Here is a 6644-nt window from a genome sequence, read left to right on the forward strand (position 1 = left end):
CCCGAAATCCACTGCTTGCCCCGGGAGTTGACCCCGCTTTGTACAAGTTCCTGTTCGACCTCGTGTTCAAGCGGATGGACCCGGAGAAGGCCCACCACCTGGCCTTCTTCTGGATCCGCCTGGCCTCCTCCGTCCCCGGCCTGCGCACCCTGGTGCGGCTGGTGCTCGCCCCGCGCGACCGCGCGCTGCGCACCCGGGCCCTCGGCCTCGACCTGCCCGGCCCGTTCGGGCTCGCGGCCGGCTTCGACAAGAACGGCGTCGGCATCGACGGCCTGGCCATGCTCGGCTTCGACTACGTCGAGATCGGCACCATCACCGGGGAGCCCCAGCCCGGCAACCCGGCGCCCCGGCTGTTCCGCCTGGTCGAGGACCGCGCGCTGATCAACCGGATGGGCTTCAACAACCAGGGCTCGGCCCGGGTCGCCGCCCGGCTGGCCGCCCGCCCGCACACCAGCTCCACCCCGGTGATCGGCGTCAACATCGGCAAGACCAAGGTGGTCGAGGAGGCCGACGCCGTCGCTGACTACGTCAAGTCGACCGAGCGGCTGGCCAAGTACGCCGACTACCTGGTGGTCAACGTCAGCTCCCCGAACACCCCCGGGCTGCGCAACCTCCAGGCCGTCGACCACCTGCGCCCGCTGCTCGCAGCCGTGCGCGAGGCCGCCGACCGCACCACCGCGCACCACGTGCCGCTGCTGGTCAAGATCGCCCCGGACCTGGCCGACGAGGACGTCGACGCCGTTGCCGACCTCGCCCTGGAGCTGGGCCTGGACGGCATCATCGCCACCAACACCACGATCGGCCGGGACGGCCTGCTGGCCGACCCGCGGCGGGTCGAGGAGATCGGCATGGGCGGCCTGTCCGGCGCCCCGCTCAAGGCCCGCGCCCTGGAGGTGCTCCAGCGGCTGCGCGCCCGCACCGGCGGCCGGCTGACCCTGGTCTCGGTCGGCGGCGTGGAGACCGCCGAGGACGCCTGGCAGCGGATCATCCACGGCGCCGACCTGGTGCAGGGCTACAGCGCCTTCATCTACGAGGGTCCGTTCTGGTGCCGCCGGATCCACCGGGGCCTCTCCGCCCGGATCCGGGCCGCGGGCTTCCGCGACCTCGCCGCGGCCGTCGGCAGCGCCGTCCGCGGCGCCTGACCCCCCCTGACCGGTCTCGCAGCAGGCCGTACCACCCCTGGAAAGGACGACATGACCCTCGCCCCGTTCGGCGCCCGGCTGCGCCAGGCCCTCGACACCCGCGGCCAGCTCTGCGTCGGCATCGACCCGCACGCCTCCCTGCTCTCCGCCTGGGGGCTCGGCGACGACCTCGCGGGGCTGGAGACGTTCAGCCGCACCGTGGTGGAGGCCCTGGCCGACCGGGTCGCGGTGCTCAAGCCGCAGGCCGCCTTCTTCGAGCGCTTCGGCAGCAAGGGCGTCGCGGTGCTGGAGAAGACCGTCGAGGAGGCCAGGGCGGCCGGTGCGCTGGTCCTGATGGACGCCAAGCGCGGCGACATCGGCTCCACCATGGCCGCCTACGCGGAGGCCTTCCTGTCGCCGGCCGGTCCGCTGTTCTCGGACGCCGTCACGGTCAGCCCGTACCTGGGCTTCGGTTCGCTGCGCCCGGCCCTCGACCTGGCCCGTGAGCAGGGCTGCGGGGTGTTCGCGCTGGCGCTCACCTCCAACCCGGAGGGCGCCGAGGTGCAGCGCGCCGTCGGGGCCGACGGCGAGCCGGTCGCGGCCTCGGTGCTGCGCCAGCTGGCGGCGGAGAACGCGGACGCCGCGCCGCTGGGCTCCTTCGGCGCGGTGGTCGGCGCGACGCTGGCCGACGCGGGCGTGGACCTGGCCATCAACGGGCCGCTGCTGGCCCCCGGGATCGGCGCCCAGGGCGCGACCATGGCGGACCTGCCGCGGGTGTTCGGCGCCTCGGTGATCAACGTGGTGCCGAGTGTCAGCCGGGACGTGCTCAAGCACGGGCCGTCGGTTCCGGCGCTGCGGGCGGCGGCGGAGCGCTTCGTCGGCGAGTTCGCGGACGCCGTCCGGTAGCCGCCGTCGGGTCGCCGCTGGCGGGTGGCGTCGGATCGCCGCCGGCGGGTGGCTCGGGTGGCCAGCGGTGGGCGGCGGTGGGCGGCGTCAAGTGGCCGGAGCGGTCCGGCCGGTGGGGCCGCGGTAGCCGATCGGTGACCGTGCGCAGTGTCCGCAGGACGGCGGGGCGGCACCGGAGTTGACGTGAGCGCCGTCACATCGGGCCCGCCAAAGTCTCGCAATCGCGGTCATTTTGCCCCGGAAAGTCCTGGTCGGCCTTGGCTGACCAGGACTTTTCGTGTTCTTTTCCTGACGTGGCGCCGCAATCCGGGTAGTGTCCGGCGATAGGTCATCGGCGAGCCGCGAAACCCGTAGCTCCCGCAGGTCAGGGCCCTGTGGTTCCCCATTGGGCTCCCCTTGCGGACGGTGTCCTAGGTACCGAACCAGTCATAGCTCAATCCCTTCCTTCCACACCCTGAGGTGAACGGCGTGGCTCTTCCGCCCCTTACCCCTGAACAGCGCACCGCCGCGCTCGCCAAGGCCGCCGAGGCTCGCCGGGAGCGCGCCGAGGTCAAGAACCGGCTCAAGCACTCCGGCGCCTCCCTGCACGAGGTGATCAAGGCCGGCAAGAACGACAACGACGTCATCGGCAAGATGAAGGTGTCGGCCCTGCTGGAGTCCCTTCCGGGCGTCGGCAAGGTTCGTGCCAAGCAGATCATGGAGCGCCTCGGCATCAGCGAGAGCCGCCGTGTCCGCGGTCTCGGAACGAACCAGATCGCCTCCCTGGAGCGGGAGTTCGGCGGTGGCGCCGCCTGACCGTGCCCCCGTGGTCCCAGGATCGTCCGCGATCCGGGATAATCGGTGCATGAGTGAGCGTCCGCGGCTGACCGTGCTCTCCGGCCCCTCGGGGGTCGGCAAGAGCACGGTCGTCGCTCATATGAGGAAGATGTACCCCGAGGTCTGGCTCTCGGTGTCGGCCACCACCCGGCACCCGAGGCCCGGCGAGAAGAACGGGGTCCAGTACCACTTCGTCGACAACGACGAGTTCGACAAGCTGATCGCCAACGGCGAGCTGCTGGAGTGGGCCGAGTTCGCGGGGAACCGTTACGGCACCCCGCGCGCGGCGGTGCTGGAGAAGCTGGAGCGCGGTGAGCCCGTCCTGCTGGAGATCGACCTCCAGGGCGCCCGCCAGGTGCGCGAGTCGATGCCGGACGCCCAGCTGGTCTTCCTGGCTCCGCCGAGCTGGGACGAGCTGGTCCGTCGGCTGACCGGCCGGGGCACCGAGCCGCAGGACGTGATCGATCGGCGGCTGGAGGCGGCCAAGGTCGAGCTCGCGGCCGAGGCCGAGTTCGACACGACCCTTGTCAACACCTCCGTCGAGCAGGTAGCGGCCGAACTGCTAGCCTTGCTCGGTGTAGCCTGACCTGTCAGTCTTTTCCACCCTTTCGGAAGGTTTTCGCGTGTCCTCTTCCATGACCGCGCCCGAGGGCATCATCAACCCGCCGATCGACGAGCTGCTTGAGGCCACCGACTCGAAGTACAGCCTCGTGATCTACGCCGCCAAGCGCGCGCGCCAGATCAACGCTTACTACTCCCAGCTCGGCGAGGGCCTGCTGGAGTACGTCGGCCCGCTGGTCGACACCCACGTGCACGAGAAGCCGCTGTCGATCGCGCTCCGCGAGATCAACGCCGGCATGCTGACCGCCGAGGCGGTCGAGGGCGCCGTCTGAGGCAGCCCCGCAACTTCCCCGGAGGGCCGGGCGGAATCCTTCCGCCGGGCCCTCCGGCGTTTCCGCTGGCCGTCTTCTGGTCGGGGGTGGGGCACGGTGCGGGTGATCGTCGAGGGGTCGTAGGGTGAGCGGGTTCCCGAGCTGTCGGGTGCCCGATGCGGACATGCGGAGAAAGGCCGGTAGATGAGCGCGAGTGCGGACGCCCCCCGCGTGGTCCTCGGTGTCAGCGGCGGGATCGCCGCCTACAAGGCGTGCGAGCTGCTGCGCCGGTTCACCGAGTCCGGCCACCAGGTCACCGTGGTGCCCACCGCGGCGGCGCTGCACTTCGTCGGCGAGGCCACCTGGGCCGCGCTCTCCGGCCGCCCGGCCGCCACCGAGACCTGGGAGCGCGTGCACGAGGTGCCGCACGTCCGGATCGGCCAGCAGGCCGACCTGGTGGTGGTCGCCCCCGCCACCGCCGACCTGATCGCCAAGGCCGCCCACGGGCTCGCCGACGACCTGCTCACCAACACCCTGCTCACCGCCCGCTGCCCGGTCGTGGTGGCGCCCGCGATGCACACCGAGATGTGGGAGCACCCGGCCACCCGGGAGAACGTCGCCACCCTGCGCCGCCGCGGGGTGATCGTGCTGGAGCCCGCCGTCGGGCGGCTGACCGGCAAGGACACCGGCAAGGGGCGGCTGCCCGAGCCCGGCGCGATCTTCGAGGCCTGCCGGGCCGTGCTGCGCCGCGGCGGGGCGGTCCCGACCGACCTGGCCGGCCGGCACCTGGTGGTCTCGGCCGGCGGCACCCGGGAGCCGCTGGACCCGGTGCGCTACCTCGGCAACCGTTCCTCCGGCAAGCAGGGCTACGCGCTCGCCGTGACCGCCGCGGCCCGCGGGGCGAGGGTGACCCTCGTCTCGGCCAACGCCGAGCTGCCCGACCCGGCCGGGGTGGACGTGGTGCACGTCTCGACCGCGCTGGAGCTGCGTGAGGCGGCGCTGGCGGCGGCCGCGGACGCGGACGCGGTGGTGATGGCCGCGGCGGTGGCGGACTTCCGGCCCGCCGAGTACGCCACCGGCAAGATCAAGAAGGTCGAGGGGGTCGAGCCGGCGCCGGTCGCGCTGGTCCGCAACCCCGACGTGCTGGCCGAGCTGTCGGCGCACCGACCCCGTTCGGGTCAACTGGTGGTGGGTTTCGCGGCGGAGACCGACGACGTGCTCGCCAACGGCCGCGCCAAGCTCGCCCGGAAGGGCTGCGACCTGCTGGTCGTCAACGAGGTGGGCGACGGCAAGGCCTTCGGGCAGGACGTCAACGAGGCCGTGGTACTGGGCGCGGACGGCACTGAGACCCCCGTACCGGTGGGCCCCAAGGAGGTGCTCGCGGACGTGGTCTGGGACCTGGTGGCAAAGCGGCTGGAATCGGGTCGGAACTGATCGATTCCCGCTCGATTCCCGACGGATTCCGGCTTGAGAACGTTCTTGATTTCCGGAAGCGGGTGACGTTCGGCGGAAGCAGTTGGTTAGACTCCAGGAATCAAGTCTTTCCGGATGTCCCCGGTTCGCCGGGGGCCTTCAGTCAGCAGCCGCTGCAACCCCAGGGAGCGCTGTGTCTCGCCGCCTGTTCACCTCGGAGTCCGTGACCGAGGGACACCCCGACAAGATCGCTGACCAGATCAGCGACACCATCCTTGACGCTCTCCTGCGGGAGGACCCGACCTCCCGGGTCGCCGTGGAGACGCTCATCACGACCGGCCAGGTGCACGTGGCCGGCGAGGTGACCACCAAGGCGTACGCTCCGATCGCCCAGCTCGTCCGGGACAAGATCCTGGAGATCGGCTACGACAGCTCCAAGAAGGGCTTCGACGGCGCCTCCTGCGGCGTGTCGGTGTCCATCGGTGCCCAGTCGCCCGACATCGCGCAGGGTGTCGACACCGCGTACGAGGCCCGGGTCGAGGGCGACGAGGACGACCTGGACAAGCAGGGGGCCGGCGACCAGGGCCTGATGTTCGGCTACGCGTCCGACGAGACGCCCGAGCTGATGCCGCTGCCGATCACCCTGGCGCACCGCCTTTCCCGGCGCCTCACCGAGGTGCGCAAGAACGGGACCATCCCGTACCTGCGCCCCGACGGCAAGACCCAGGTCACCATCGAGTACGACGGCGACAAGGCCGTCCGCCTGGACACCGTGGTCGTCTCGACCCAGCACGCCAGTGACATCGACCTGGAGTCGCTGCTCACCCCGGACATCCGCGAGTTCGTCGTGGAGCCGGAGCTCAAGGCGCTGGCCGACCAGGGCATCAAGCTGACCACCGACGGCTACCGCCTGCTGGTCAACCCGACCGGCCGCTTCGAGATCGGCGGCCCGATGGGCGACGCCGGCCTCACCGGCCGCAAGATCATCATCGACACCTACGGCGGCATGGCCCGCCACGGTGGCGGCGCCTTCTCGGGCAAGGACCCGTCCAAGGTGGACCGCTCGGCCGCGTACGCGATGCGCTGGGTGGCGAAGAACATCGTCGCCGCCGGCCTCGCCCGCCGCGCCGAGGTGCAGGTCGCGTACGCGATCGGCAAGGCCGAGCCGGTCGGCCTGTTCGTGGAGACCTTCGGCACCGAGACCGTCCCGGTCCTCAGCATCCAGAAGGCCGTCTCCGAGGTCTTCGACCTGCGCCCGGCCGCGATCATCCGCGACCTGGACCTGCTGCGGCCGATCTACTCCCAGACCGCCGCGTACGGCCACTTCGGCCGTGAGCTGCCGGACTTCACCTGGGAGCGCACCGACCGCGTGGAGCAGCTCAAGGCTGCCGTCCAGGACTGACGTCCCGGCTCTGCCGAGCGGGGGGGACCACCCCCCCGGGGGGGGGGGGAGCCGGGCCCTTTTTTGTCTGTCTTGGTGGCCCGGGCGAACGCTAGGGGGGGGGAAAAAGAAAAG

At 71.5% G+C, this 6644-nt stretch carries 7 protein-coding genes; all 7 read left to right on the forward strand.

Features of this window, described 5'->3' with window-relative positions; genetic code table 11:
- The first annotated feature begins 38 nt into the window (after positions 1-38).
- The 7 genes from ACZ4W5_RS18515 to metK all read left to right on the forward strand — a co-directional run bounded on the left by ACZ4W5_RS18515 (position 39) and on the right by metK (position 6530).
- Positions 39-1142, forward strand: coding sequence for a quinone-dependent dihydroorotate dehydrogenase (locus ACZ4W5_RS18515; protein WP_465655540.1), 1104 nt, complete (start codon positions 39-41; stop codon positions 1140-1142).
- A 51-nt stretch (positions 1143-1193) separates the two neighbouring features.
- Positions 1194-2027: an orotidine-5'-phosphate decarboxylase gene (gene pyrF / locus ACZ4W5_RS18520; RefSeq protein WP_465655542.1), complete on the forward strand. Its 834-nt coding sequence runs from the start codon at positions 1194-1196 to the stop codon at positions 2025-2027.
- Between the two features lie 468 nt (positions 2028-2495).
- On the forward strand, positions 2496-2822 hold the full coding sequence (mihF, locus tag ACZ4W5_RS18525; RefSeq protein WP_030290269.1) for an integration host factor, actinobacterial type: 327 nt from the start codon (positions 2496-2498) through the stop codon (positions 2820-2822).
- Positions 2823-2871: 49 nt separating this feature from the next.
- A complete protein-coding gene (gene gmk / locus ACZ4W5_RS18530) occupies positions 2872-3429 on the forward strand; it encodes a guanylate kinase (protein ID WP_360230021.1) in 558 nt (185 codons plus the stop codon).
- Positions 3430-3466: 37 nt separating this feature from the next.
- On the forward strand, positions 3467-3736 hold the full coding sequence (gene rpoZ / locus ACZ4W5_RS18535) for a DNA-directed RNA polymerase subunit omega (protein ID WP_350736755.1): 270 nt from the start codon (positions 3467-3469) through the stop codon (positions 3734-3736).
- 183 nt (positions 3737-3919) lie between these two features.
- The gene (gene coaBC, locus ACZ4W5_RS18540; RefSeq protein ID WP_380401492.1) at positions 3920-5149 is read left to right on the forward strand and encodes a bifunctional phosphopantothenoylcysteine decarboxylase/phosphopantothenate--cysteine ligase CoaBC; all 1230 of its coding nucleotides are present in this window, start codon (positions 3920-3922) and stop codon (positions 5147-5149) included.
- A gap of 172 nt (positions 5150-5321) precedes the next feature.
- Entirely contained in the window at positions 5322-6530 is a 1209-nt protein-coding gene (gene metK, locus ACZ4W5_RS18545; protein ID WP_360230017.1) for a methionine adenosyltransferase, read from the forward strand.
- The last annotated feature ends 114 nt before the right edge of the window (positions 6531-6644 follow it).

Source organism: Kitasatospora sp. NPDC029367, assembly GCF_055569135.1.